At 62.0% G+C, this 25233-nt stretch carries 21 protein-coding genes; 4 read left to right on the top strand and 17 right to left on the bottom strand.

The annotated features are described in order from the left end of the window. From AA0Z93_RS14155 to AA0Z93_RS14140, 4 genes are all read right to left on the bottom strand, one after another. Complete coding sequence (locus AA0Z93_RS14155) at positions 1–855, bottom strand: triphosphoribosyl-dephospho-CoA synthase (protein ID WP_413048261.1); 855 nt, start codon at positions 853–855, stop codon at positions 1–3. Further along, positions 855–2516, bottom strand: coding sequence for a malonate decarboxylase subunit alpha (gene mdcA, locus AA0Z93_RS14150; protein ID WP_413048262.1), 1662 nt, complete (start codon positions 2514–2516; stop codon positions 855–857). The genes AA0Z93_RS14155 and mdcA overlap by 1 nt, the downstream gene beginning before the upstream one ends. Positions 2517–3154: 638 nt before the next feature. Beyond that, complete coding sequence (locus tag AA0Z93_RS14145; RefSeq protein ID WP_413048263.1) at positions 3155–5008, bottom strand: MutS-related protein; 1854 nt, start codon at positions 5006–5008, stop codon at positions 3155–3157. A gap of 2 nt (positions 5009–5010) precedes the next feature. Next, positions 5011–5886 carry a LysR family transcriptional regulator gene (locus AA0Z93_RS14140; RefSeq protein WP_413048264.1) on the bottom strand — a complete coding sequence of 292 codons (876 nt, stop codon included), beginning with the start codon at positions 5884–5886 and terminating at the stop codon, positions 5011–5013. A 131-nt stretch (positions 5887–6017) separates the two neighbouring features. On the opposite strand from AA0Z93_RS14140, the gene AA0Z93_RS14135 reads away from it, so the two are divergent. Genes AA0Z93_RS14135 through AA0Z93_RS14125 form a run of 3 tightly spaced genes read left to right on the top strand, consistent with a single transcriptional unit; the run spans position 6018 to position 8989 of the window. After that, the gene (locus tag AA0Z93_RS14135) at positions 6018–7310 is read left to right on the top strand and encodes a CitMHS family transporter (RefSeq protein WP_413048265.1); all 1293 of its coding nucleotides are present in this window, start codon (positions 6018–6020) and stop codon (positions 7308–7310) included. Continuing rightward, positions 7311–8672 carry an acyclic terpene utilization AtuA family protein gene (locus tag AA0Z93_RS14130; RefSeq protein WP_413048266.1) on the top strand — a complete coding sequence of 454 codons (1362 nt, stop codon included), beginning with the start codon at positions 7311–7313 and terminating at the stop codon, positions 8670–8672. Next, the gene (locus AA0Z93_RS14125) at positions 8669–8989 is read left to right on the top strand and encodes a hypothetical protein (protein ID WP_413048267.1); all 321 of its coding nucleotides are present in this window, start codon (positions 8669–8671) and stop codon (positions 8987–8989) included. Before AA0Z93_RS14130 ends, AA0Z93_RS14125 begins: the two co-directional genes overlap by 4 nt. A 27-nt stretch (positions 8990–9016) precedes the next feature. On the opposite strand, the gene AA0Z93_RS14120 is transcribed toward AA0Z93_RS14125, so the two are convergent. From AA0Z93_RS14120 to AA0Z93_RS14060, 13 genes are all read right to left on the bottom strand, one after another. Beyond that, entirely contained in the window at positions 9017–9661 is a 645-nt protein-coding gene (locus AA0Z93_RS14120) for a LysE family translocator (protein WP_413048268.1), read from the bottom strand. Positions 9662–9830: 169 nt separating this feature from the next. Next, a complete protein-coding gene (locus tag AA0Z93_RS14115) occupies positions 9831–11162 on the bottom strand; it encodes a c-type cytochrome (RefSeq protein WP_413048269.1) in 1332 nt (443 codons plus the stop codon). A gap of 11 nt (positions 11163–11173) precedes the next feature. Next, entirely contained in the window at positions 11174–12943 is a 1770-nt protein-coding gene (locus tag AA0Z93_RS14110) for a GMC family oxidoreductase (protein ID WP_413048270.1), read from the bottom strand. Positions 12944–12979: 36 nt separating this feature from the next. Continuing rightward, complete coding sequence (locus AA0Z93_RS14105) at positions 12980–13660, bottom strand: gluconate 2-dehydrogenase subunit 3 family protein (protein ID WP_413048271.1); 681 nt, start codon at positions 13658–13660, stop codon at positions 12980–12982. A gap of 623 nt (positions 13661–14283) precedes the next feature. Continuing rightward, positions 14284–16713: a TonB-dependent siderophore receptor gene (locus tag AA0Z93_RS14100; RefSeq protein WP_413048272.1), complete on the bottom strand. Its 2430-nt coding sequence runs from the start codon at positions 16711–16713 to the stop codon at positions 14284–14286. Positions 16714–16830: 117 nt separating this feature from the next. Next, on the bottom strand, positions 16831–17769 hold the full coding sequence (locus AA0Z93_RS14095; protein WP_413048273.1) for a FecR domain-containing protein: 939 nt from the start codon (positions 17767–17769) through the stop codon (positions 16831–16833). 3 nt (positions 17770–17772) lie between these two features. Next, positions 17773–18282: a sigma-70 family RNA polymerase sigma factor gene (locus AA0Z93_RS14090; protein ID WP_413048274.1), complete on the bottom strand. Its 510-nt coding sequence runs from the start codon at positions 18280–18282 to the stop codon at positions 17773–17775. A gap of 421 nt (positions 18283–18703) precedes the next feature. Beyond that, positions 18704–19435 (bottom strand): ATP-binding cassette domain-containing protein, encoded by a 732-nt coding sequence (locus AA0Z93_RS14085; RefSeq protein ID WP_413048275.1) that lies wholly within the window; start codon positions 19433–19435, stop codon positions 18704–18706. Beyond that, on the bottom strand, positions 19435–20178 hold the full coding sequence (locus tag AA0Z93_RS14080) for a hypothetical protein (RefSeq protein ID WP_413048276.1): 744 nt from the start codon (positions 20176–20178) through the stop codon (positions 19435–19437). Before AA0Z93_RS14080 ends, AA0Z93_RS14085 begins: the two co-directional genes overlap by 1 nt. After that, positions 20175–21365, bottom strand: a complete 1191-nt coding sequence (locus AA0Z93_RS14075; protein ID WP_413048277.1) for a YcaO-like family protein — start codon at positions 21363–21365, stop codon at positions 20175–20177. The genes AA0Z93_RS14080 and AA0Z93_RS14075 overlap by 4 nt, the downstream gene beginning before the upstream one ends. A 4-nt stretch (positions 21366–21369) precedes the next feature. Next, positions 21370–22161, bottom strand: coding sequence for a SagB/ThcOx family dehydrogenase (locus AA0Z93_RS14070; protein WP_413048278.1), 792 nt, complete (start codon positions 22159–22161; stop codon positions 21370–21372). Further along, positions 22158–23021 carry an McbB family protein gene (locus AA0Z93_RS14065; protein ID WP_413048279.1) on the bottom strand — a complete coding sequence of 288 codons (864 nt, stop codon included), beginning with the start codon at positions 23019–23021 and terminating at the stop codon, positions 22158–22160. The genes AA0Z93_RS14070 and AA0Z93_RS14065 overlap by 4 nt, the downstream gene beginning before the upstream one ends. A 56-nt stretch (positions 23022–23077) precedes the next feature. Continuing rightward, on the bottom strand, positions 23078–23269 hold the full coding sequence (locus AA0Z93_RS14060) for a hypothetical protein (RefSeq protein ID WP_413048280.1): 192 nt from the start codon (positions 23267–23269) through the stop codon (positions 23078–23080). Positions 23270–23921: 652 nt separating this feature from the next. Here AA0Z93_RS14060 and AA0Z93_RS14055 point away from each other — a divergent pair. Continuing rightward, positions 23922–25199 carry a flavin-containing monooxygenase gene (locus tag AA0Z93_RS14055; protein WP_413048281.1) on the top strand — a complete coding sequence of 426 codons (1278 nt, stop codon included), beginning with the start codon at positions 23922–23924 and terminating at the stop codon, positions 25197–25199. Positions 25200–25233 lie beyond the last annotated feature (34 nt).

Genomic DNA, 25233 nt, shown 5'->3' with positions numbered 1-25233 from the left:
TCAGTGGCTCCCAAGGTGATCGAGGAACAGGCAGGCGGCCAACAGGTCGGCGGCGCCACCGGGTGAGGCGTTGAGGGCGCGCAGACGCTCGTCCAGCGTGCGCAGGGCACGGCGGCCGGCCAGGGTGGCGCTGCCGCCTGCGGCCAACACGCGTTGCGCGCCCTGCTGCATGGCGTCCAGCCCATCGCGGCCGGCGCGCCACAGCACGCAGGTGTCGTCCAAGCGGGCCATGATCGCCAGCAGCGCATCCAGCCGTGCGGGCTGTTCGCCGCTACCGGCGCGGCGGCTGCGCCGCAGTTGCGGCAGGCCATGCACGACCACGCTGGGAAAGCCCGACTGCGCCTCTTCACGTGCGCCGCGCGCACCATAGCGGCGCTGCACCTGCTGGCCATGGCTGGCGGGCTGTGCGGGCGCGAAGCGGTCGTCGATCAGAGCGATGCGCCCTGCCCGTGCGGCGATCGCGGCCGCACCGGGCTCGGCCGGGGCCAGGGCGTGGGCCGCGACCAGCAGCCCCAAGGCCCAGATCGCGCCGCGATGGGTGTTGACGCCGCCAGTGGCGGCCAGCATCGCCGCCTCGCCTTCGCGACCGATGCGCCCCAGCGCTTCGCGCAGCGGCTGGCCCACCTCGCCCACGGCCTGCGCGGCGTCGGCCATGTCCTTGAAACACGGCCACAGAGCCAGTGCCGAAGCGTGCATCAAACCCAGGTGCAGGTCGCTGTGGGCGCCGTTGCCGCGGCGGTCGACCAGGGCCGGCTTGGGCGACAGGTCGGCCTCGTCGATCAGCGCTTCGACGGCCAGGTCGGCCAAGCGATGGGACAGCGGCAAGGGCTTGGAACGATGGAGGGATGCGCTCATCACCAGCTCCTGAAACGTGCAGGGGGCTCGTACAGGCCGCCGGACCACTCGACCAGTTCGGCGATGCTCTTGGCCGCGAGCAGCGAGCGCGACGCCTGGGTGCGCTGGATGCCGAGGTCTTCGGGCAGTGCGATCAAGCCTTCGCGGCGCATGCGTGCGGTCTCTTTCGGGTCGTGGCGCAGGCCGATGGCGGTGACGCCGGCCACGGCCGCGATCATCGCCTGGCGCTCTTCGAGGGTGCGCGCCTTGTACAGATAGGCGATGCCCTCTTCGGTGAGCAGGTGGGTCACGTCGTCGCCGTAGATCATCACCGGCGCCAGGGGCATGCCGGCCTTCTTCGCCACGTCGACGGCATCCAGGCGCTCGACGAAGGTGGGCTTGCCGCCCTCCTGGAAGGTTTCCACCATCTGCACCACCAGCTTGCGGCCGCGCTCGAGCATCGTCACCGGTTCGGTCATGTCCAGCCAGGCGGGGGTGGCATGGCGTCGGCCGCGTGGGTCGTGGCCCATGTTCGGTGCACCGCCGAAGCCGGCCAGGCGCCCGCGGGTGACGGTCGAGGAGTGGCCGTCGCCATCGACCTGCAAGGTGGCGCCGATGAACAGGTCGACGGCGTATTGCCCGGCCAGCTGACACATCATGCGGTTGGAGCGCATCGAGCCGTCGCGGCCGGTGAAGAACACGTCCGGGCGCTGGGCGATGTAGTGCTCCATGCCCAGTTCGGTGCCGAAGCAGTGCACGCTCTGCACCCAGCCGCTTTCGATGGCAGGAATAAGCGTGGGGTGCGGATTGAGCGTCCAGTTGCGGCAGATCTTGCCCTTGAGCCCGAGCGACTCGCCGTAGGTCGGCAGGATCAGCTCGATGGCCGCGGTGTTGAAGCCGATGCCGTGGTTGAGCGACTGCACGTTGTGTTTTTCGTAGATACCGCGGATCGCCATCATCGCCATCAGCACGTGCACCGGCTTGATGTGGCGCGGGTCGCGGGTGAACAGCGGCTCGATGTAGAACGGCTTGTCGGCCACCACCACGAAATCGACCCAGGACGCGGGGATGTCGACCCGTGGCAGGTCGCGCACATCGTCCACCAGCTGGTTGACCTGCACGATGACGATGCCGTCGCTGAAGGCGGTCGGTTCGACCAGGGCCGGGGTGTCTTCGGTGCTGGCGCCGGTGTAGATGTTGCCTTCGCGGTCGGCCATGAAGCCTGCGACCAGCGCGACGTTGGGGATCAGGTCGACCAGCAGGCGCGAATACAGCTCGATGTAGGTATGGATGGCGCCGATTTCCAACAGGCCGTCTTCCAGCAGTTGGCCGATGCGCAGGCTCTGCGGCCCGGCGAAGGAGAAGTCCAGCTTGCGTGCGATGCCCCGTTCGAACAGGTCCAGGTGCTCGGCGCGGCTGACACTGGGCATGATCATGTGCAGGTCGTGCAGCTGTGCCGGATCGGCCTTGGCCAGGGAGCGCGAGAGGAAATCCGCCTGCTTCTGGTTGTTGCCTTCGAGCACCACCCGGTCACCGGGGGCGATCAGCCGTTGCAGGGCCTCGACGATGCGCTCGCTGGGCAGCACCGCGCCATCGGCCAGTGCGCGCACCTGCTCGAGCCGGCGCTGCTTTTCGGCGCGCCGCCGCGACCATTGCGGTGGGGGGGAGGATGTTGTTGGCATTGGAAGCTCCACGGGTCCGCTTGCGTGGAGGTCATTTAAGGAGGGTCGGCGGGTTCCATCAATCAAGGCGGCGGACGAATCGTTACGTCCAGGTTAACGATTAGGGATGAATACCCTTTGTCTAGCAACCCTCCACCCGACGCTTTACGTGCAAATGCTCGGCCACATCGGATGGCCGGCCGATCCCGGGCTGATGCCTCACTTCTAGGATCGAGCCTCCCCTCCTGTAGGGGCGGCCGGTTCGGCGCTCCGATTTAGCCGCAATGGCCGGCGCAGCCGGCCCCATCCTGGCGACACAGCTTCCTGGCAAATCACATTGGCTGGGCTGGGCCTGCGCTGCAGGCCATCGCGGCTAAAGCCGCTCCTACAGCTTCCTGGCAGATCACACTGGCAGGGCTGGGCTTGTACTGCAGGCCATCGCGGCTAATCGGAGCGCCGAACCGGCCGCTCCAACAGTGATGCGTGTTTCGTCGGGGGATGCACTGAATCTGTAGGGATAGCCAGTTCAGCGCTCGATCAGCCGCGATGGGCGGCAACACCGCCCTACTCCAGGTATCGCCTCTGCCTGTCCCAGCCTGGGCATCGCCGTTGGAAGGCTTCGCCTTCCGTTACCACCCAATTGCAGCGTCTACCCGCGCCTACTCCAATACACCCATTGAACGCAGCAGGCGGATGGCATTGGTGTTCTGCGATACCCCTTCCTTGAGCCGGTAGGTAAAGCGCAACGCCGGCTCGTCTGCAAGCGTGAGCGCCTCTTCGAAATAGATGTTGCGCGCGCAGCCTGCCAACGCCGAATCGGTCGCCAGCGCCACGTTGTGTGTGGTGAGCAGCCCCATGGCTTGATGCGCGCACAAGGTCTGCAGGATCTCCACGATGGCGATGTTGCGCTCCTTTTCGTTGGTGCCCTTGAGCAGCTCGTCGAGCAAGAACACCACTGGCGTGTGGGTTTTTGCCGTTTCGATCACATCACGTACCTGCGCCACTTCGCTCATGAAGTACGACAAGCCTTTTTCCAGGGAGTCGGCGACCGAGATGGACGACGTTATCTTCGCCGAAACGAAGCGAAACGCCGAAGCCGCCACCACCGAGCCTACCTGCGCCAAGCGTAGATTGAGCGCGATAGCGCGCATGTAGGTGGTCTTGCCCGACATGTTCGAGCCCGTGATGATGACCACCCTGCCTGGCTGCAAGTCAACGTCGTTGGCGATGGCGCGTGATGCCGGAATCAGCGGGTGACGGACCTCGGTGCCCACGATGCGACAGTCAGTGGATTCGCTGGGAAACGTCCAAGCGGGGTTTTCGTACGCCAACTGGGCGAAGGCGCACGCACACTCGATCTCTGCCATGGCCTCGAGCCAATCCGGCAGGTGCGCCCGATAGGTGCGCCTCCAACGAGACACGGCCAGCGCGGTATGGAAATCCCAGTTGAGCGCCACTTGGGCGAATACGCTCAGGGTCGCGTTATGCCGCAATCCCGCGTAGCCGAGAACCGACGCCAGTTGCCGCAGTGCCGACACCGGCCCTTTGCCCTCGGTGAACAGCCGCGCCTGGGCCATGGCCAACATCGGGCTGTGGTAACGGGTTCGCGCGCAGCACTCCATCCACTCGACCAATGCGCCCAGTGCGTCGCAGTTATCGTCGGCGCCTTCGAACACCTTGTGCAGCGGCCGTACGCAGAGCGCGTAGAACAGCACGTTGGCCACCACGCAGCCCATCAGGAGCATGGGTGGCAGGAGAGACAAGCCCACGCCCAGCCCACACAGCAGCGTCAAGCCGGTCAGTCCGTAGCCGAGTGCCTGCACCGTGCGTGGAATGGGTGGCAGCGATTCGGCCGCGATCCAACGCAGCAGTTTGCCCAGGTCATAGCCTTTGGCAGTGAGGGTACGGGCGTGGGCGCCGAGTGCCTGGCGATGATCGAGCAACGGCCGCAATTCGCCGATGGCCTGCTGGCGCGCTTGGCGTTCGGCCAAGGGTGCGGGGTGGGCGAACCAGGCCTTGATACGCGCATCCCCCAGGTGGGTGGACTGGTTGAACAGCAATTGCCCCAGCGAGCCTGGGCCATACAGGTTGATGTCCAGGTCCTGCTTGTCCAGACCGTCGAGCGTCTCGCCGCGCCCGGTGGGCAGCGCGCTGAAATCCCGCGCGGTTCTGGCCAGCGCGTCCTGGTTCAGCGCACGCAGATGTCGGGCATGCTCGCTGTTGCTTCGTAGCCGGGCGTGACGTCTTACCAGCCAGACGAAGCCTACCAGGCAGAGCATGAACGGGCTCATCACCCAGGCATCGAAGCCGGTCTCGTAGCCGTGATACAGCAGGGTCGGCAGGGCCAGAAAAACCACCAGCCGGGCCAATTCCAGACGCTTGATTTGGCGAGACAGCATGGCGAGCCTTGCGTCGGCCGACTCGATGCGCGCGTCGAATGCCTGGCAAACCGCCTCATGCTCGACCCTGACCGACGACGAAGCGCCGTTTGCTCCACTACTTACGTCTGGCATGCTTAGAGCCCTTCCAACAAACGCAAGAACTCCACCCCCGCCGGCGCCATCACCTGCTCCGCCCGCGTGATCACACCAATATCGCGCACCACGCCCGGATGCGCCACTGCCACCTTGCTCACCTCGGAGCGTCCCTCGTCGGCCGATTCGGGCAACAACGCCACGCCCTGCCCCTGGCGCACCAGTGCCAGCACGGTCGACATGTAGTTGGCCTCCAGACCCGCCGCCAACGGCAGTCGCGCGTCGGCGAACAGCCGCTCGACCAGGTGGCGCACGCTGCTGTCGCGGCCGGTCAGCAGCATGGGGTACGCGGCCGCTTCGGCCAGCGTCACTTCAGGACGTGTGGCCAACGGATGGTCATGCGGCACGTACAGGCACAGGCGGTCTTCGAGAATCGCTTTGAAAGCCAACCCTTGTGTGGGCCGCGCCTGCACGCCCAGACCGAAATCCACCTCGCGCTCCAGCACCAGCGTGTCGATGCGCTGCGCCACGACATCGCGCAGCCGCACCTCGACGCCGGGGAAACGCTCGCGAAAGCGTTGCAGCACCCCCGGCAGCAGTCCGGAGCACAGCGACGGCAAAGCCGCGATGGTCAGTACGCCGCGCCGGGAGGCGGCATGGTCGCGGGCCGCGTCGACGATGTTGTCCAGGTCGAGCAGCAGCTTCTCCATCGGCAACAGTGCGTTCTGCCCCGCTGCCGTCAGGCCCACGTGCCGCGGGCTACGTTCGAGCAAGAGCACGCCGAGCCAGTCTTCGAGTTGCTGGATCTGCACCGTGAGCGCAGAGGGCGAGAGGTTCAGGGCCATGGCCGCTCTGGAAAAGTTGCCGGTCTGCGCCACGGCGAGAAAGGCGCGGATGAGCTGGATCGCATTTTTCATTTTGTTTTTCCGAACGAGGCCTGCCGAATATTTCAATTCACAGAGCGTAGCGCCGTTGTTATTACTCTTGCAAAACAACAACAGGGCTTACGTTCGCACCCACGAGCGCAGAAGCCGAAGAGGAATCCTCCATGCTCGCCACCCTCGGTGTCGTCACCATCCTGTGCATGCTCGTCAGCATCATGAGCAAACGCATCTCGCCCCTGGTCGCCCTGATCGCCTTGCCCATCGTCGCCGCGTTGCTCGGCGGTTTCGGCCTGCACACCAGCGCGTTCATCGTCACCGGCATCAAGAACGTCGCCCCGGTGGTGGGCATGTTCGTCTTCGCCATCCTGTTCTTCGGCATCATGACCGACGCCGGCATGCTCGACCCGATCATCGACCGCATCCTCAAGCGCGTCGGCACCCGCCCGACCCGCATCGTCATGGGCACGGCCCTGCTGGCGCTGCTGGTGCATCTGGACGGTTCGGGCGCGGTGACCTTTCTGGTGACCATTCCGGCCATGCTGCCGCTGTACACGCGCCTGGGGATGGACAAGCGCATCCTGGCCTGCGTCACGGCCATGGCGGCCGGGGTCAACTTCCTGCCCTGGACCGGGCCGGTACTGCGCTCGTCGGCGGCGCTGCACGTGCCGGTGGCCGACCTGTTCCAGCCGCTGATTCCGGTGCAGATCGTCGGGCTGGTGTTCGTCTTCGCCTGCGCCTACTGGCTGGGGCGCCGCGAAGAACGGCGTCTGGGCCTGGGCCCGAACCACCTCGACGTCACCCCCCACCAACGCGTGCTCACCGAGGCCGAGCGCGAGCTGCGCAAGCCGCGCCTGTTCTGGCCCAACCTGCTGCTGACGCTGGTGGTGATGGGCGTGATGATCGCAGGCGTGGTGGACCCGGTGGTGATGTTCATGGTCGGCACCGTGCTCGCCCTGTGCCTGAACTACCCCAACGTGGATGCGCAACGGGCGCGCATCGACGCCCACGCCAAAACCGCGCTGACCATGGCCAGCATCCTTCTGGCCGCGGGCGTGTTCACCGGCATCATGCAAGGCACCGGCATGCTCAAGGCCATGGCCGAAGTGGCCGTGGGGCAGATTCCGGCCGGGCACGGCCAATTGATTCCGGCGGTGGTGGGGTTCCTGTCCATGCCCCTGAGCCTGCTGTTCGACCCCGACTCGTTCTATTTCGGCATCATGCCGGTGGTCGCCGAAGTGGGCAAAGCCCTGGGCGTGGACCCCATGCAAGTGGCGCAGGCGTCGCTGTTGGGCGTGCACACCACCGGCTTCCCGGTCAGCCCGCTGACCCCCGCCACGTTCCTGCTGGTGGGCCTGTGCAAGATCGAACTGGCCGACCACCAGCGCTTCACCATCCCCTTCCTGTTCGCGGCCTCGGTCTTGATGACCCTGACCGCCCTGGTCATTGGAGTTTTCTAGATGAACACCCTACGAATCGGCGCCGGCGCCGGCTACTCGGGCGACCGCATCGAACCGGCCATCGAGTTGGCGCAGCGCGGCGAGCTGGATTACCTAGTATTCGAATGCCTGGCCGAACGCACCATCGCCCTGGCGCAGCAAGCGCGGCTGCTCGACCCCGATGCCGGTTTCGATCCCCTGCTGGGCGAACGTATGCGCCGCGTGCTGCCCTACGTCGGCAAAGGCGACGGTACGCGGCGGCGTCTGCGCATCGTCACCAACATGGGTGCGGCCAACCCGCTGGGCGCCGCCCGTGAAATCCGCCGTATCGCGGCCGAACTGGGCCTGGCCGACATCAAGGTGGCGGCGCTGACCGGCGACGACGTGCTCGCCACTCTGCTGCAACGGCCCGAGCAGACGCTCGACAACGGCGCCTCTCTGGCCGAACTGGGCGACCGGCTGATATCGGCCAACGCCTACCTGGGCGCCGAGGGCATCGTGCACGCCTTGCAGGCCGATGCCGATGTAGTGGTGACCGGCCGCGTGGCCGACCCCTCGCTGTTTCTCGCGCCGCAGCTGTTCGAGTTCGGCTGGCGCGCCGACGACTGGACCCTGCTCGGGCGCGGCACCCTGGTCGGGCACCTGCTCGAATGCGCCGGGCAGATCAGCGGCGGCTACTTCGCAGACCCCGGCGTCAAGGACGTGCCCGACCTCGACCGCTTGGGCTTCCCGCTGGCCGAGATCGATGCCATGGGCAATGCCGTGATCAGCAAGGTGGCCGGCTCCGGCGGGCGCATCGACACTGCCACCTGCACCGAGCAACTGCTGTACGAAGTGCACGACCCAGCCGCCTACCTCACCCCCGACGTAAGCGCCGACTTTACCCAGGTGGCGTTCCAAACCACTGCCCTGGACCACATCCGGGTACAGGGCGCAAACGGCCATACGCGCCCTGAGGATTTGAAGGTGTCGGTCGGTTTTCTCGACGGTTGGATCGGCGAAGGGCAGATGTCCTATGGTGGCCCCGGTGCCGTCGCCCGTGGGCGCCTGGCCGAAGATATCGTGCGCAAGCGCCTGCAACTGATGGGCGTAGCCTGCGACGACATCCGCACCGAACTGATCGGCGTCAGCGCCCTGCACGGCGACGACCTGGGCCAGCGCGCCGCGGGCGAACCCTGGGAGGTGCGCCTGCGGGTGGCGGCGCGCTGCGCCAGCAAACGCGATGCGGTGCGCATCGGCAACGAAGTGGAAACCCTTTACACCAACGGCCCCTACGGCGGTGGCGGCGCGAGCAAGTCGGTGCGCCAGGTGGTGGCGGTGGCGTCGCTGTTGCTGCCGCGAGACGCCGTCACGCTGCGGGTGCACCTGGAGGACATGGCATGAGCACGGCGACGAAACTGCGCGAACTGGCCCACAGCCGCACCGGCGACAAGGGCGACACCTCGAACATCTCGGTGATCGCCTTCGACCCGAACGACTATCCGCGCTTGGCAGAGTGGCTGACGGTGGAACGCGTCACGGCACACTTCGCCGAACTGCTGGACCCGGCAGGGCCGCCCGTTCGGCGATATGAGCTGCCGCAGCTGGGGGCTTTGAACTTCGTGTTGCCCGGCATCTTGCGCGGGGGGGTGACGCGGTCGTTAGCGCTGGATGCGCATGGCAAGGCGTTGGGGGCGGCGCTGTTGGACCTCGAAATTTGAATGCGATACCGCTCAGGCGTCGGCGTTTCAATTGCGCACGAACGCCAACCTGATCCCCAACCCCATGAACACCCCACCCACTACACGGTCCATCCACACCTGCAACGTCCGATTCCTCGACAACCCACCCGCCGCACTGCCGGCCAGCAGTGCGAAGGTGACGTCGGTGGCAAAGGCCACCAGCGCATAGGCCAGCCCCAGCACCAGGAACGAGGCGGTGTGGTGTTCGCCGCCCGGCACCACGAATTGGGGGAAGAAGGAGATGAAGAACAGCAGCACTTTCGGGTTCATCAAGGTGGTGATGAAGCCCTTGCTCAGCAGGTCGCCCAGGCTGGCACCCCGCTTGATGCCTGCGGCAGGGTCGACGTCGCTGTGCGCTGTGCCGAACGTGCCGAGAATCAGCTTCGCGCCCAGGTAGGTCAGGTACAGCACGCCCACGTACTTGACGATCGAGAACATCAACGGCGACGCGGCGATCAGCGCCGTGAGCCCCACCACGCTGGCCAGGGCATGGGTGCAACTGCCCAGTGCCACGCCGGCCGCCGAAATCACGCCGGCGCGTCGTCCGTTGGCCACGCTCTGCCCGATGACATAGGCCATGTCCGGGCCGGGCGTGATGGACAACAGCAAGACGGACAGCATGAACAGCGGGAGGTTGTTGATATCGAGCATGATCGATCCTGAGGCGTGACCGGGATTTCAGAGGGCCTGGCAGCTTATCACGCAGCTCGCCCATCGCAGCCGGCCTCGTTCTGTCTTTCCCGCACGCAAAAAAAAATCACCCACTCAGGCACTCCCGAGCGGGTGATCTTTCAGCGGGGGCGCCGTGACGGCTCAGCCATCAATGCCCATGCAGCGTGTCACGCACCGACTCGACCTGATCGGCCGTCACCGCGCCGGCCTGGTTCGACCAGCCGCCGCGCAGGAAGGTGGCCAGTTCCGCCACCTCCGAATCGCTCAACCGCTTGGCGAAGCCCGGCATCGGCAGCACCGACGGCGCCCGCTCGGTGGAAGGCGTCTGTGCGCCGGCGAGGATCACGTTGATCAACGCGCCGGGGTTGTCGGCATTGACCACCGACGCGCCGTTCAGGCGTGGGAACACGTGGGGGGCGCCCTCGCCGTTGACGAAGTGGCAAGCGTTGCAGTTGTCGATGTACAGGCGCTCGCCCAGGGTCAGGTCCTTGGCTGCCGTCAACTTGGCCGTGGTGGCCTGGTCGCGGTCGGGCTTGGCCTGGGTGACCTCGCGCTGCTTGCCTTCGAGCGACTTCAGATAGACCGCCATGGCGGTCAGGTCGGCGTCGCTCATGTGCGAGGTGCTGTTGGCGATCACGTCCTTCATCTCGCCGGCCACAGAGGCTGCGCTGTTACGTCCGGTGCCGAGGTAGTCGACGATCTGCTCCTGGGTCCAGTGCGGCATGCCGCGCAGCGACGGCACCGCCCAGCCATTGAGGTTACCCCCGGTCAGGTAACCCTTGGCCGACTCGTCCAGCCCGGTTTCCTGCAAGGTCAGCGCGCGTGGCGTGTGGCACGAGCCGCAATGGCCCAGGCCCTGCACCAGATAAGCGCCGCGTTGCTCCTGCGCCGTGGCGCCTTCGACGGCGACCAAGGGTTTGGCCTCATCATCCGGCAGTGGCGAGAACAGCGTGCGCCAGTACGCCAGCGGCCAACGGATCGACAATGGCCAAGGAATGTCGTTGGCCTTGTTCGGCTGCTCCACGGGCGCCACACCTTGCATGAAGTAGGCGTACAGCGCCTGCAGGTCTTCGTTGGAGATCTTGGCGTACGAGGGGTACGGCATCGCCGGGTACAGCGCGTCGCCGTTGTGGTTGATGCCGCGGCGCATGGCCCGCTCGAAATCGCCGTAGGTCCAGTTGCCGATCCCGCTCTTGGCATCCGGGGTGATGTTGGTGGAGTAGATGGTGCCGATCGGCGAGCCGATGCCCAGACCACCGGCGAACGGCTTGCCGCCTGGCGCGGTGTGGCAGGCCACGCAGTCGCCGACGCGCGCCAGATACGCGCCCTTCTCCACCAGTTGCGGGGTGATGGGCTGTTCGAGCTTGGCGGTCGGGTCGCCGGAGCGGTTGAGCAGGAAGCTCACGCCCCAGGCCAGCAAGGCGACGACCAAGGCGATCACCAGCAAGGTGAGCAGTACGGAACGGGATTTGTTCTTCATCGTCTCGTTCCTCACGCCTGCACCAGCGGACCGGGGTTCTTCAGGTACTGTTCCTTGATGGCCTGGGCCGCGAACAGGGTGATTGCGCCGATCAGCGCGGTGGGGTTGGCCTGGAAGTTCTGCGGGAAGGCATTGCCGCCCGGCACGAAGACGTTGTGCACGTCCCAGCTCTGCAGGTAGCGGTTGAGCGCGCTGGTTTCCGGCGACTCACCCATGATCGCGCCGCCCACGTTGTGGGTGGAGACGTACTTGGTGATGTCCCAGTGCGAGTCCATCCCTAGGTAGCTTTCGCTGTAGCTGTCCGGGTTCAGCTCTTTGGTGATGTTCTGCACGATGCCGCGCAGATGCTGTTGCAGGCGCAGTTCGTTGGGCTTCCAGTCGAAGGTGATGCGCAGCAGCGGCAGGCCCCACGGGTCTTTGTAGGTCGGGTCGAGGTCGACGTAGTGCTCGCGGTACGACATGCAGCCGGTGGAGATGCTGACCTTCATCGAATGGCCGTACCAGTCCTGCATGCCATCCTTCCAGCCTTGGCCCCATTCCGGAGTGCCGGACGGCAGGGCCGTACCGATGGGCGTGCCGGTGGCCTGGGAGCTGTGGATCTTGGCGCCGCCGATGATGCCCAGCGCCGGGCCGTCGAAGTTGCCCGGCGAGATGTCGTTGAACATCTGCCCCGTGGCGCCGGCGGTGGCGAACGGGTTGAACTGCTTGTCCTTGAAGAACAGCGTGGTGCCGCCGACGCTCAGATAGGCGTAGTTGCGGCCGACGGTGCCGGTGTTGGAGACCGGATCGTACGGCTTGCCGATACCCGAGAGCAGCATCAGACGCACGTTGACGAACTGGAAGCCCGCGAGCACGACGATCTTCGCTGGCTGGAACACGGTGTTGCCGTCGGCGTCGGCGTAGGTCACGCCCTTGGCGGTCTTGCCGTCGGGGTGCAGTTCGACCTTGAGGACGTTGGCGTTGACCTTGTAGTCGAAGTTGTCCATGCGCTTGAGCGCGTCCATCACCGCCGTTTGCGGCGAGGCCTTGGAGAAGTTCAGGCACGGATACTTGCTGCAATAGCCGCAGTAGTTGCAGGGCGCGATCTGGTTGCCGTAGGGGTTCTTCCAGGCCCGCGAGACGTTGGCCGAGGGGTTGGGGAACGGGTGGTAACCCAGCTTACGCGCAGCGTCGGCGAACATCGTGTTGTTCAGCGTGTCTTCCAGCGCCGGCAGCGGGCATGGATTGGAGCGCGGGCCTTCGAACGGGTCGCCGCCCGGCATGAGCTGTCCACGCAGGTTGCCGGTGTTGGCCGACAGGCCGCAGATCTTGTCGAACTTGTCGAGGTAGGGCTCGATTTCGTCCCAGGTGAACGGGAAGTCGCCGATGGTCATGTTGCCCGGCAACACGCCTGGGCCGTAGGCCTGGTCGGCGTAGGTCTTGAGCTTGAGGTCGGTGGGCGTCGGGCGGATCAGCACGCCGGTCCAGTGCAGGCCCGAGCCGCCTACGCCGGTGCCGGGCACGAAGGCGCCCCACTGGCGGGTCGGCAGTGCGGTGCCGGTCATGCCGTGGCGCACGGTCAGGGCCGCGTCCTTGGGCGTGACCATGACCTTGTTGCGTACGGCGTAGGCATATTGGTCGGCCGGCTTGGGGTAGGTGAAATCGGCGTTGCTGCGGTCTTCGCCGCGCTCCAGGGCGCGTACCCGCAGGCCCGCCTGGGCCAGTTCGATGCTCATCAGCGAGCCGGTCCAACCGAGACCGACCACGACGACATCGACTTCCTCATTGGTGATGTTTGACATGGGTAACCTTGAATGCTGTGTCGCTGGGCGAAGGGTTCAACCGCGCTGACCGGTCAGGCTGACCGGGCCGAGGGGGTACGGGACGTTGTGCTGCGTCACCCATTCCAGGTAACTGGCGCGGGCACCGGGAAAGCCGATGGCGATCCACGCCTTCATGCCCTTGTTGCCGCCGTAGACCGGGTCGGCCAACCAGCCCTGGCGGGTATGGTTGAGCAGTTCGTTGAAGAACAGCTTGCCGTTGAGCACGCTTTCGCCGGAGGCCGCGAAATCGACTTCGCCGCTTTGCAGCTTTTTCAAGGCATCGTCGCGCTTGGCCAGTTCGAGCAAGGCGAAGTGCTCGCCGTAGGCCTTCTGGCACCAGGCGTCGAACGCCGCGATACCCTTCTGGTAGATCTGCTGGATGGTGTAGGGCAGTTGGTAGCCCAAGGTCGGCGGCGCGTTGAGGTCGAACGGCCCTTCCAGGTACACCTCGCTGCCCAGGTCGCCGGCCAGCTGCTGATCGATGAAGATCGGCACGTTGGTTTCCAGCGCGCCGGGGCCACGGCCACCGCCGGGGATCAGGCGGTCGCAGGCGGCCAGGACCAGCGTCCACTCGGCTGGGGTGAAGAAGGTCGGCTTGTAGGCGTCCAGGCTCGGCGCGGCCAGTTCGGCGGCGGCCGCAGCGGACAGCCCTTTGACGGCGATGCCCATGGCGGGCAAGGCGATCAGGGAGGACAACAGGAACTTCCTCCTCGACGTTTGTGTGGCTAATAACATGCATGGCACCTATGGCTGATCACAACGAACCGAGTGGCTACCCTGCCCTGTCTGGGACGCGCTTGTTTCCTGGATCATGGCCTGCGCCCCGTAAGGCGTCTGTGGCGATTCTTGTTGTATTTTTCTGGGTCGATCGGGAAGCGGGGACATCGGGCATGCACGGGTCTTGGCCTGTGTCATGGGGTGCGGCTCGGTACACGGAGGCTGAATGATAGCAGCCTACTTAACCGCTCGTAACTTCAAATCACCTTTATCCGTCAACAGGCGATTTGTCGCAGAGGGTTTCTAGCTGTTGAACCACTGTTTCGCTGAAAAGCCTCAAGCGTCAGGCATTGCTGAGAAATAGTCGGCTCTTCGATACTGAGTGGTCAGAGCAGGAAGACAGACTAATCGTTTCAAGAAATTTCTATGACGCTCAAATCGCTTGTGAGGCGCAGCTTGCTTAAGCGCGAGCAAAGGGTGGGCTGCCAAGGTGTCGTTGCCCGGCGACAGGCGCTGAGTGCCGCCTGCCCAGCGCTTTGTACAAACGCAATCCGGCTGGCCGGCTTCGCCTGAGCGAAGCCTGACGCCAGCCAGCGCAAGCGCTACCAGCTGTATTTCACGCTGCTCAGCACGGTGCGGCGCAAGCCCGGATAGCATTCGTAAGCGTCGTCGCAGGTGGCCACGTAGCGCTCGTCGAGCAGGTTCTGCGCGTTGAGGGCCAGGGTCACATGCTCGTTCAAGCGATACTGCGCGCCGGCATCGAACAACGTGTAGTTGTCGATGTGGAATGTGTTGGCGTTGTCGCCGTACAGCACACCGGTGTAGCGCGCCCCGCCGCCCAGGCTCAGGCCATCGAGCAGGCCTTCGTGGAAGGTGTAGTTGAGCCAGGCCGAGGCCATGTGCCTGGGCACATTGGCCGGGCGCTTGCCTTGGTCGCCGTTGTTGCTCTTGCTGATCTGGGCATCGGTGTAGGTGTAGGAAGCCAAGAGGTCCCAGTGGCGATCCAGGCGCGCCTTGATCTCGGCTTCGATGCCCCGGGACTGCTGCTCGCCGGAGGCCACCGAGAAGCCCGTGGTCACACCGCCGACCACTTCGCGGGTGATGACGTTGGTCTTGGTCAGGTCGTAGGCCGCCAGGGTCATCAGGATGGCATCGCTGGGCTGGTACTTGATCCCGACTTCCCACTGGTGGGCCTCGCTCGGGTCGAAGGTGCTGCCGCTGCGGTCGGTGCCGGTGTTGGGGTTGAACGACTCGGCATAGCTGACGTAGGGCGCCAGGCCGAAGTCGGTGAGGTAGGTCAGGCCCAGGCGGCCGGTGAAGGCGTTGTCCTTCTGGTTGCTCGAGGCGCCCACGTGGTTGTCCAGGTCATTGCGCACGTAGTCGTAGCGCCCGCCGGCGGTGAGCACCCAGTGGTCGTCGAACTTGATCTGGTCTTGCAGGTAGCCGCCGACCTGCTGGATGGTCTGGTCGTAGTCGGTCGAACTCAGGCTATTGCTGGCCGAGGGTCGCGCCACGTCCAGGCCGTATTGCGGGCGGTAGACGTTCAGCGTCGGCCCCAACGTCCGCCAGCGGGTGATGTCGGCGTCCTGCCAGGCGTAGTCTACGCCCATGAGCAGGGTGTGGGTCAGGGGGCCGGTAGCGAAGTCGGCCTGCAGCTGGTTGTCCAGGTTGAACGTGTCCAGGTGCTGGTCGAAGCGGTCGGCGATGCGCGTGACGTTGCCGGTGCCGGCATTGACCGCCGCAGGCAGCAGGTTCTGGAAAATCAGATCGACCTGACCGTAACGGGCGTTCTGGCGGAACTCCCAGGTGTCGTCGAAGCGATGACTGTACTCGTAGCCCAGGCTGTGCTGGTCCTGATCGAGATGGTTGAAGCTGTGGTCACCCATCAACGTGCCGGTGGTGTGGCCGCGCGGCGTGCTGTAGGCGAACAGCGAGCCGCCGTTGCGGTCGCGCAGATAGTCGGCCAGCAGCGTGAAGCGGGTGTTTTCGTCGGGCGCCCAGGTGAGCGACGGTGCGATGTACAGGCGGTCGTCGTGCAGTTCGTGGCCATCGTCGTACTCGACCTGGGTGTTGGCATCGCGCGCCAGGCCGACCACCCGGTACAGCAGCGTGCCATCGTCGTTCAGCGCCCCGCCTACGTCGAACTGCCCTTGGCGGCGATCGTGGTTGCCGGCGCTGAGCTGGACTTCATTGACATGGTCGGCTTCGGGCTTCTTGCTGACCCGGTTGACGATGCCTCCGGCATCGCCCTGCCCGAACAGGGTCGATGCCGGGCCGCGCACCACGTCGATGCGGTCGAAGGCATAGGGCTCGCTGCGAAAGAACGCATAGCTGTTGTTCTGCTGGCGCAGGCCGTTGAGGTAGTCGCTGCTGGCCTGGCCGTTGAAGCCGCGCAGGTAGAGCCAGTCGAAACCCTTGGGGTCCAGGCCATAGGCCTCGACCTTGACACCGGGCACGTAGCGCAAGGCGTCGGTCACGGTCTGTACGCCTTGGGCCTGCATCTGCTCGCGGGTGATGACGGAAACCGACTGGGGCGTTTCGATGATCGGCGTGTCGGTCTTGGTGCCGGCGCTGCTGCGGGTGGCGACATAGCCCTCGACGGGCCCGGCGGCGGATTCCTGAGTCTGGCCGTCGATGTTGGTGGGGCTCAGTTGCACTTGGGTCGGCTCGGCGGCTACCAGCGAGTAACTGCCATTACCCAGGGAAACCGCTTGCAGACCACTGCCGGCGAGCAACTGACGCAACCCCGCGTCAGTGGCGTAGGCGCCATGCAGACCGGCCGAGCGCTGCCCTTGCGCGAGGTGCGGATCGTAGGAAATGTTCACGCCGGTCAGTGCGGAAAATTGCGCCAGGCCGGCGCTGATCGGACCGGCAGGAATGTCGAAACGGATGTCGGCAGCGGCCTGGGCCACGCTGCAGGACAGCAGGCCCAGCGCCAGCGCGGGCGTGCCCAGAGTGAGGCCGAACAGGCCTTGGCGGATCGCGCGGCGCAAGGCGTCGGCGCTGTGATGGGTTGGCTTGCGTGCAGACATACGTGTTCTCTTCGCTCCGTGGCAGTCAGTGGTGGCGTCGAATCGCGCCATTGCTACCAAGTCGAACGAGACGGCAAATCGATAACCCCCACGACGAATTATTTGTCGCCGAGCGCCTCACGCCGGTTCGACACGGGTCCAGTACGGGGTGAAGCGGCGGATGCGCAGCGGCAGGGTCGAGGCCAGGTTGCCCAGCACGGCGTCGATGTCTGCGAGGTGGAAGGTACCGGAAATGCGCAGCTCGACGACAGCTTCCGCGCAGCCCAGATAACCGGGGCGGTAGCGCTGCAGTTCGGCAATCACCTCATGCAGGCGCCAGCCGTCGACGACCAGCATGCCTTGGGTCCAGGCAGCGCTTTGCGGGTCCGCTGGGCACACCGCGCCGACCTCGCCCTGGCGCAGACGCACCTGTTGACCGGCGTCGACCCGCGTTGGCGACAACCGCTTCGCGCTACGCACCTCGACAGCATGTTGCAGCACGCAGACGCGGGTCTGGCCTTCGTCGGCACGCACCAGGAAACGTGTGCCCAGCGCACGGATGCTGCCCTGCGCGGTGTGCACCACGAAGGGCCGGGCTTGGGCCTCGTGCGCGGTTTCGACGAGGATTTCGCCGCGCAGCAGGCGCACTTCGCGCAGCACCGACGAATAACGGATGTCGAGGGCCGTGGCGGTGTTGAGTTGCAAGCGGCTGCCATCGTGCAAAAGGACGGTCCGGTGTTCGCCGACGGCGGTGCGGGCGTCGGCTAGCAGGTCCGGCAGCGGCAGGGTTCGCCAGCAGACAGCGCCTGTGCCGCCTGCCGCCAACAGCACCGAGAGCACTTTCAACATCTCACGGCGCTTGTGGCGGGCACTCAGCAGGGTCGGGCGCGCCAGGCCGATGTCGACCTGTTCGAAACGCGACTGCAAGCGATTGAGCCGTTCCCAGGCCTGCCGGTGACGCAGGTCCGCCTCCAGCCAGTGCAGATGGGCGGCGGCAGTAGCGGAATCGGCCTCGGCGCAGCGCAACTCGACATACCAGGAGGCGGCTGCCTCGAGGATTGCGCGGTCCAGAGCCATGGCTTACTCCTCGACCGCCAGCAGGCAATGGGTCAATGCCCGAACGGCGTGTTTCTTGACCGTGGTGACCGACACGTTCATCTGCTGCGAGATCTGCACGTAGCTCAGGCCATCGAGTTGGGCCAGCAAGAAGATTTCCCGCGTACGTGTGCCCAGCCCATCGAGCAAACGGTCGATTTCCAGCAGGGTTTCTATGATCAGAAAGCGCGCTTCGGGCGAAACCGCCAACGCCTCGGGCCGCGCCGCCAAGGTTTCCAGGTACGCCTGCTCCACCGCCCGCCGCCGAAACAGATCGATCATCAAGCTGCGTGCCACGCTGCTCAGGTAAGCGCGCGGCTCACGCAACTCCGGCGCCTTGCGTTGCAGCAGCACGCGGATGAACGTGTCCTGGGCCAGATCCGCCGCATGCTCGAAGCAACCCAGGCGCTTGCGCAACCACGCGCACAGCCAAGGATGATGCTCGGCGTAGAGAGCCTGGAGGTCATGCTGAGGCGCGGGATCGACAGGGGGCATTGCGCGTACCTGGTGGATTCATATGGAAATGAATCTCATTTTCGGGAGTGCCGAGGACTTTGGCAAGACGTGTTGGAGAGGTCGGAGAGATCCCATAGCTGTCCGCTAGGCTCTGTACGAAAAGCCTTGATACTCGGCCATGCTGCGTTGAAAACAGACTGGATCGCCAGCCCGGGCTGGGCGCCCCCGACAAAATGCCCACGTACTACAGTACGCTCCGCTTTTTCGGCTAGGCGCCCCCACCTGTTTTCGCGGGGCCGCCATCGGCCTTGCCTGGCCAGCGTCTCAAGACTATTCGTACAGACCCTAGAGTCTTCACGTATCGGAATCATCCCGAACTGTTTCGTTATGGACAGGCCTGTGTCTAAGGTTACCGAACTGGATTTAGTCGAGCAGCCGATGAGCCTCTTAGACACTGGGTTTACAGGCTGGAATGAGCAGGAGCGCTCTCGGTTTCCAACGCGTTCAGGAATGCCTGCACAAGATTGTCGGCAGCGTAGGTCTCCATATACTCGGCGCCTGAACGAAATGGAGTGAATGACTGGTTGCGTAGCATGTGAAACGTATTGCAGTTGTTTGCAATCTCCTCGATGTTATGAGAAGACACGACGACGCTTGCTCCCGCCTCACAAGCATGCCGCGCAGCGAGCCATACGTAGTGTTGAAGCTCGAGGTCTATGCCTGCCGTCGGCTCATCCAGAATGTAAAGATCGGCGGGTAGCGTGAGCAGCGATAGCGCCAGGAAACTTCGGACTTCACCATAGCTACAGAAACAAGAACGCTTACTCCATAGGGTGATGTAACGGTGTGCAAGGCGTGATGAGATTTGCTTAAACCTTGCAAATAGCTCAACCTCAGTCAAGGGCTGACGACCGCTCAAATTAGCAATCAGACGGTAGATTTCGGCCATTGTGAGCGCCGGTGGAACGGTGATGATCTGCGACAGATATAAAAGATCGATTTCGTGATCGAAGCACACCGAATCCTCTACTCTGACAAGGCCGCTTAGCATATCAAAAAAAGTCGTCTTGCCTGCCCCATTGGCACCTATGATACCTGTAATAGCGCCTGCAGGTATTTCTATGCTCGCCTCGGTGAACAGGGGCCTTCCTCCATAAGAAAACCTCATATTCTTCATGCTAAAAACATTCATCAGTATCGCCTCCCAACCGGTTGGATTCTAAAGTAACGTTTGGATATGAAAACCGTCGCGATGAAAAATCCGAGTACTGGGCAGATGAACTCAACGCGGTAGGGATCTTCGAACAGGGTATTGATCAGCACCCGCGTACCTGAGTTGAACATCCCGCTTGCGTGCAGACTGTAAGAAGCGCCCAAAAAGCCTGACGCGAGCATCATGAATGAAAACACGGAAAACAGAGTGCTTGCACTTGAGAACTTCAAGGGCAACACTGCCACAATGAGACCCACGCCTGCAAAAAACAGATAAATCAGTGAATAAGCGAACAGGGTATGCAAACACTGTAGAACATCGGGCATACCGAAGCTCAGGCGCGTCACCATGTAGAAGACGCCTGCATACACCACGCTCAAAATGAAGTGTGTACCGATATGAGCGGCGAGAAAGATCGAGACAGCATTGGATTTATAAATGAAGGACCTTACAAAACCGCTTTCGCGACGCCCAATCAAGTAAAAACTCAGGCCAAAGAGTGCTGTAGTAGCAGCGATGTATGTATAGAACCACGAAACCGACTTTGCATACGATTCGATTGGAACATCCGCATCCCCTGCGAGCCCGTATAGCATGACGCACAGAATGCAAGGATAGAGGATCGACCACAATACGGCTGCCGGTTCCCGGAGCTGCTCCTTTAAAAAGATGCAGGATACATTTCTCGTATTCATTAATATACCAAGCTTCGCGCTTTTCATGGAAATGGCACCATGTTATTCAACTGATTCTTATCAACCTCATTCCAAAACCTGGATGAATAATCATTTTTTAGGTTCGACCCCATTGCGTTGTTCATGTGCAAAAAAATCCTAGGAGCTGTAAATTTGCAGACAAACTTTTTCTCCACACCGAACCCGATCTGTCGAAGATAAATGTACCCACCTAGGGCATTCGACCTCATCGAATCAATCAACCCCCCGACGTTCAAGCGCCCTGAATCTGGAACATAATCTCGAGACGCAAAGCCTTGGATAGCCTCAAAAGTCTCATATTTATTGCAATTAAAAAAATGCACCAGATAAGGATCTTTTAACTCAGAAAGACTTCGCCTATTCGCGTTAAATGAGTACATGAATCTATAAGTCTGCCAGAGTTCGACGAGAGACTTACGCAATGCCTCTGAACGTGACTCAGCGTACGACATGCCCGCGCAATAGTAGACGCCATTGACGCCTACGCTTGACCCATAGCATAAAAAGAAACACGTGCCTGGAAAGTCTGGATCACTGATATCCAAAATCTGGAGATCACCACACTGCGAAAGCTGTCTATATAAATGCCCTTCAGAACAACCCTGAGTAAGCGCCAACGCTTCCGACTCGCCAACGTTCACGTTAAACTTCCTCGTCAGCCAAAACCTTAGTAAAAACTGACGTTCCATGGACTCTTTAATCGCCCCATAGATTGCTGCCTGCACTGTCGTATGCGCGCTGCATCCACAGGTATCCCTTACAGGATAAAATTCGTCACCCATCGTCTGTACAGTCGGCGTCAGTGACAGCAACGCGGTAGGAATGTGGCATGCACTATAATCTTCCATTCTGCATACGGCAGTCATGGAAAACATGGCATCCATTATCCTGAAGCGGGTAGCATGGGTTGAAGTTTGTACGAAGGCGTTAACCAAATCCACCACCTCAGCCGCCCTAAGCACCTCTCCCAAGCGCGCGCAGAAGTCGGGCAAGACTTCAAGGTAAAAGTGCTTTCGCTCTACATATTCCCCGAGTGCAGAAAACCATAGGTTGCTGCCCCATCCACTGCTCGAACCGTATGTATCCCAGCGACTTCCCGACTCCACGCTGTGTGGATAAGTGCACAAAGCGCTGGATTGCAAAAAGCTAAAATCGGGTTCGAGGAACTTATTGAGTGCGCTCGAATGATTCATATAATCACCCCACTAACTGCATGCAGGCGGGAAAAAATAAAGCGGGATTCAATCCCAGGCCTCTAGTGATCTGGTGATCAGTGAAGCCGGACCACATTCTATTTTTCAGGCCAAGCTCTTTACAACGCAAATCAACTACCATTGACATTGCTCCTGACTCGATCAATGCTAATCGATAGCCTCGATAGCGGTATTTGAAAAGCGTCTTCGGTAAGTACATTATATAGATCAACGCCCACGAAGGTCTCCCTATACTCTGGGAAGCTTGAACTACGGCGTCGCATAACCTGCCGTTGTTTGAACCAGGCGGCAATAGCTCGTAGGTACGCGATGAGGGCAATAAGTGAAGGACTTCAGCGCCATTGGGCCAATCCGACTGGTCGTGTCCAAGATTGCAACAAAATACCTCGACTGGATACAAAGCGCCTCCACTAGGATACCCTCTGCGAAACGTAGAATTCGCTTTCGCCATCAAAGGGACCAAGAGGGCCTCAAGCTGTCCGAAACTTAGAGGTTGATAGTCAAAACGCTCGCACGAATCATTGCGCACCAGCGGATGGTCAGCGGACAGTCCGTGCAGCTCGGCATTATCTCGATGAGGCAATGAGCTTAGGATATTCAACCTAAGCTCATTGCCAGATAGACTCTCCACATCACGTGAGCGCAGGTGATGCAACGTTGTCATCTGCTGACTGACCGGATGAACGGTATAATTTCCTTTTGAATGGAATTCCGCGATTTCGCTCAATACTTGTTCGTCTGTGTATTTGAGATACTGGTCGTGCGGAATACTCATAATTTGCGCTCCAAACATTCGCACATTGGCCAATGTACATCTGCACGCGTCTGAGTTACCCCACTGAACAGGTCCATCTCGATGGAGCACAATGCTCGATCCTGAGTGACACGGACGTCTGGCGCTTTTACGAATGGCTTAATACTTCGCACCACGAGCGACAATATTCTCAATTTACTCATAATATCCAACCGGGTTGTCGGCGGACTTATATTAGTTCTGTAGCAAAACGCAAGCAGCTTCGCCCAAGCATTCTCGCTTGGCTTTGTTGTTTCATAATGAAGCACCCTTTCGAGTGCGCAAAATGCACATGGATTACCGAGACTGGGTAGATAAGGGGCTGCAAGATGAAAGTGTGTGTGATCCGCATAACCCAAACTGATTGCACAATCTGGATTACGCGAGCTAATACCGTAATACAATGATTTCAGATATCGGATATCCAGTGACTTTGCCAGAACCACATAAAAGGTCGGCACAGAGCTTTTGTGCACTGATAATTTATCGAGACTCATGAAAGAGATCTCTAGTGCAAGTTCTGCACTAAGCATGCTGCTTAATCCTTCAGGCATCGGCCAGGGGCTAGCGATCACAACAGACTGCATGATCGGCTTGGGCTGAACATCTGCCAACACCGCTATACCCTTTAGAAAATCTACAACCTCCCTACTATCAAGACCATGCCCTTCAATACAGGAGCATAACGTATCCAGGGACAACTCTGCATCTACCTTGTCCTCGTAGAGCTTTAACAAATCCACGACGTCTGGATTGTTAATCTTTACGATCCCTCGAGACGTGTATACGGCAGCAGTGGCGTCGAAATTCAACATCTCATAGTTGCAAATTTTTATATTCATTTTAGCTATCCTGACGTGGCGCCCTCGCAAGTTTCACGAGGACGCACTGGGCTCAGTTATTCTTCTGACCCGTCAGTTATCGCATGCCCACCGGAGCCGCCAGAGCCGCCACTACAGCCACCTCCACCGCCGCAGCCGCCACTTCCACCGCAACCTCCTGCTCCGCCCGATCCGCCGTTAGCCTGCAGCACCGCGTGGACGTCAGCGTCTTCAATTTCCAGTTCAAATTCACCAAACTTCTGGCTCATCACATTCTCCTGGTTATTCCTCGACATTGAGGAACTTCAGTTTTGTCGCCCATAGTCCCTGACGTCAATAGCTTGGGAGCGGAGAATGCTTGCCGACATTGCTTAGCGATCGCCAGCAATTAATTTAAGTAGGAAATCTCCTAGGCCAATGACCAGGAATAAACCCTGCGCTTACGTAAGACGCTTCCCAATATTAATAAAAAAACCGACTTTAGTGGTGCTAGATACCCACCCTTTAGACTTAACTGAAATTTCCCACTTTTTTATGTAGTCCTGTTCTTACATTTATTTAAGCGAAAATTCTTACAAACCAAATTACAATTGGCATATTTTTTTACACTTCGCTCGCCTCAGATGATCTCACCTCTGCGCACTGACCTTATTGCAACCTCTCTCAAGTCTTTCCTTCGAGCGTGCACGGCCTTTGTAGCCTTTTGAAAAAACAAAAAAGCTTCTCCCATTGGTCAATGGCGCGGATACCCCGCCCCATCTTTTTCCTCTGCAATCACCACAAAAATCCTCGTTTCGCTCCCCCGCCCTTCTCCCCACTATTGACCCACGCCAGCCCCACCGTACGTTCACTTCCGGGGCTTCCCATCCGGTCTGGCTCCACTCCGGTCCGCTCCCCATGACCTCTTCGAAGGACACTCCCATGCCCGCACACCCCACATCCATCGACACCCTGGTCATCGGTGCCGGCCAAGCCGGCATCGCCGCCAGCGAACACCTGAGCGCCCAGGGCGTGCCGCACCTGGTGCTCGAGCGCAAGCGCATCGCCGAAGCCTGGCGCAGCGGCCGCTGGGATTCGCTGGTGGCCAACGGGCCGGTGTGGCATGACCGCTTCCCCGGGCTGGATTTCGCAGAGCTGGACCCGGACGCCTTCGCCGGCAAGGACCGCGTGGCCGACTACTTCGAAGCCTATGTGAAGAAGTTCGACGTGCCAGTGCGCACCGGCGTGGACGTCACGCGGGTGGTGCGCAACGCGGGGCGCAGCGGCTTTCGGGTGGAAACCAGCGATGGGGTGATCGAGGCGCAACGCATCGTGGTCGCCACCGGGCCGTTCCAGAAGGCGGTGATTCCGCCCATCGCGCCGCAAGACCCGGCGCTGTACCAGATCCATTCGGCCGACTACTTCAACCCCGAGCAATTGCCCGCAGGCGCGGTGCTGGTGGTGGGCGCAGGCTCGTCGGGCACGCAGATCGCCGATGAACTGCTACGCGCCGGCAAGCAGGTGTATCTCTCGGTCGGCGCCCACGACCGCCCGCCACGGCGCTACCGCAACCGCGACTTCTGCTGGTGGCTGGGGGTGCTCGGCGAGTGGGATGCGGAAACCCCGCGCCAGGGCCGCGAACACGTGACCATCGCCGTCAGCGGCGCGCGTGGCGGCAACACGGTGGACTTCCGTGCCCTGGCCCATGAGGGCATGACCCTGGTCGGGCTGACGAAGTCCTTCGAGGATGGCGTGGTGACCTTCCAGCCCGACCTGGCCGCCAACCTGGCCGCAGGCGATGCCAACTACCTGGCCGTGCTCGACGCCGCCGACGCCTATATCGCACGCAACGGCCTGGACCTGCCGGAAGAGCCGCAGGCGCGCCACCGCTACCCGGACCCGGACTGCGTCAGCGAACCCATCCTGAGCCTGGACCTGCGTGAAGCCGGCATCACCAGCGTGATCTGGGCCACGGGCTATTCGACGGACTACGGCTGGTTGCAGGTGGACGCCTTCGACGACAAAGGCAAGCCCAAGCACCAGCGTGGCGTGTCCAGCGAGCCGGGCGTGTATTTCCTCGGTCTGCCGTGGCTGTCGCGACGGGGGTCGAGCTTCATCTGGGGGGTGTGGCACGACGCCAAGCACGTGGCCGGGCACATCGCCACGCAACGCAGCTATGGCGCCTACCGCGATGCCGCGCAGCGCCAGGCCGGTTCTTGATCCCGTTCGCCACTCTTTTCCAGCCTATTCAAGG

Origin of the sequence: Pseudomonas phoenicis, assembly GCF_047302395.1 — a bacterium.
GTDB lineage: Bacteria > Pseudomonadota > Gammaproteobacteria > Pseudomonadales > Pseudomonadaceae > Aquipseudomonas.
The sequence above is the reverse complement of the archived record's forward strand: the minus strand, read 5'-3'. Positions and strand labels throughout refer to the sequence as shown.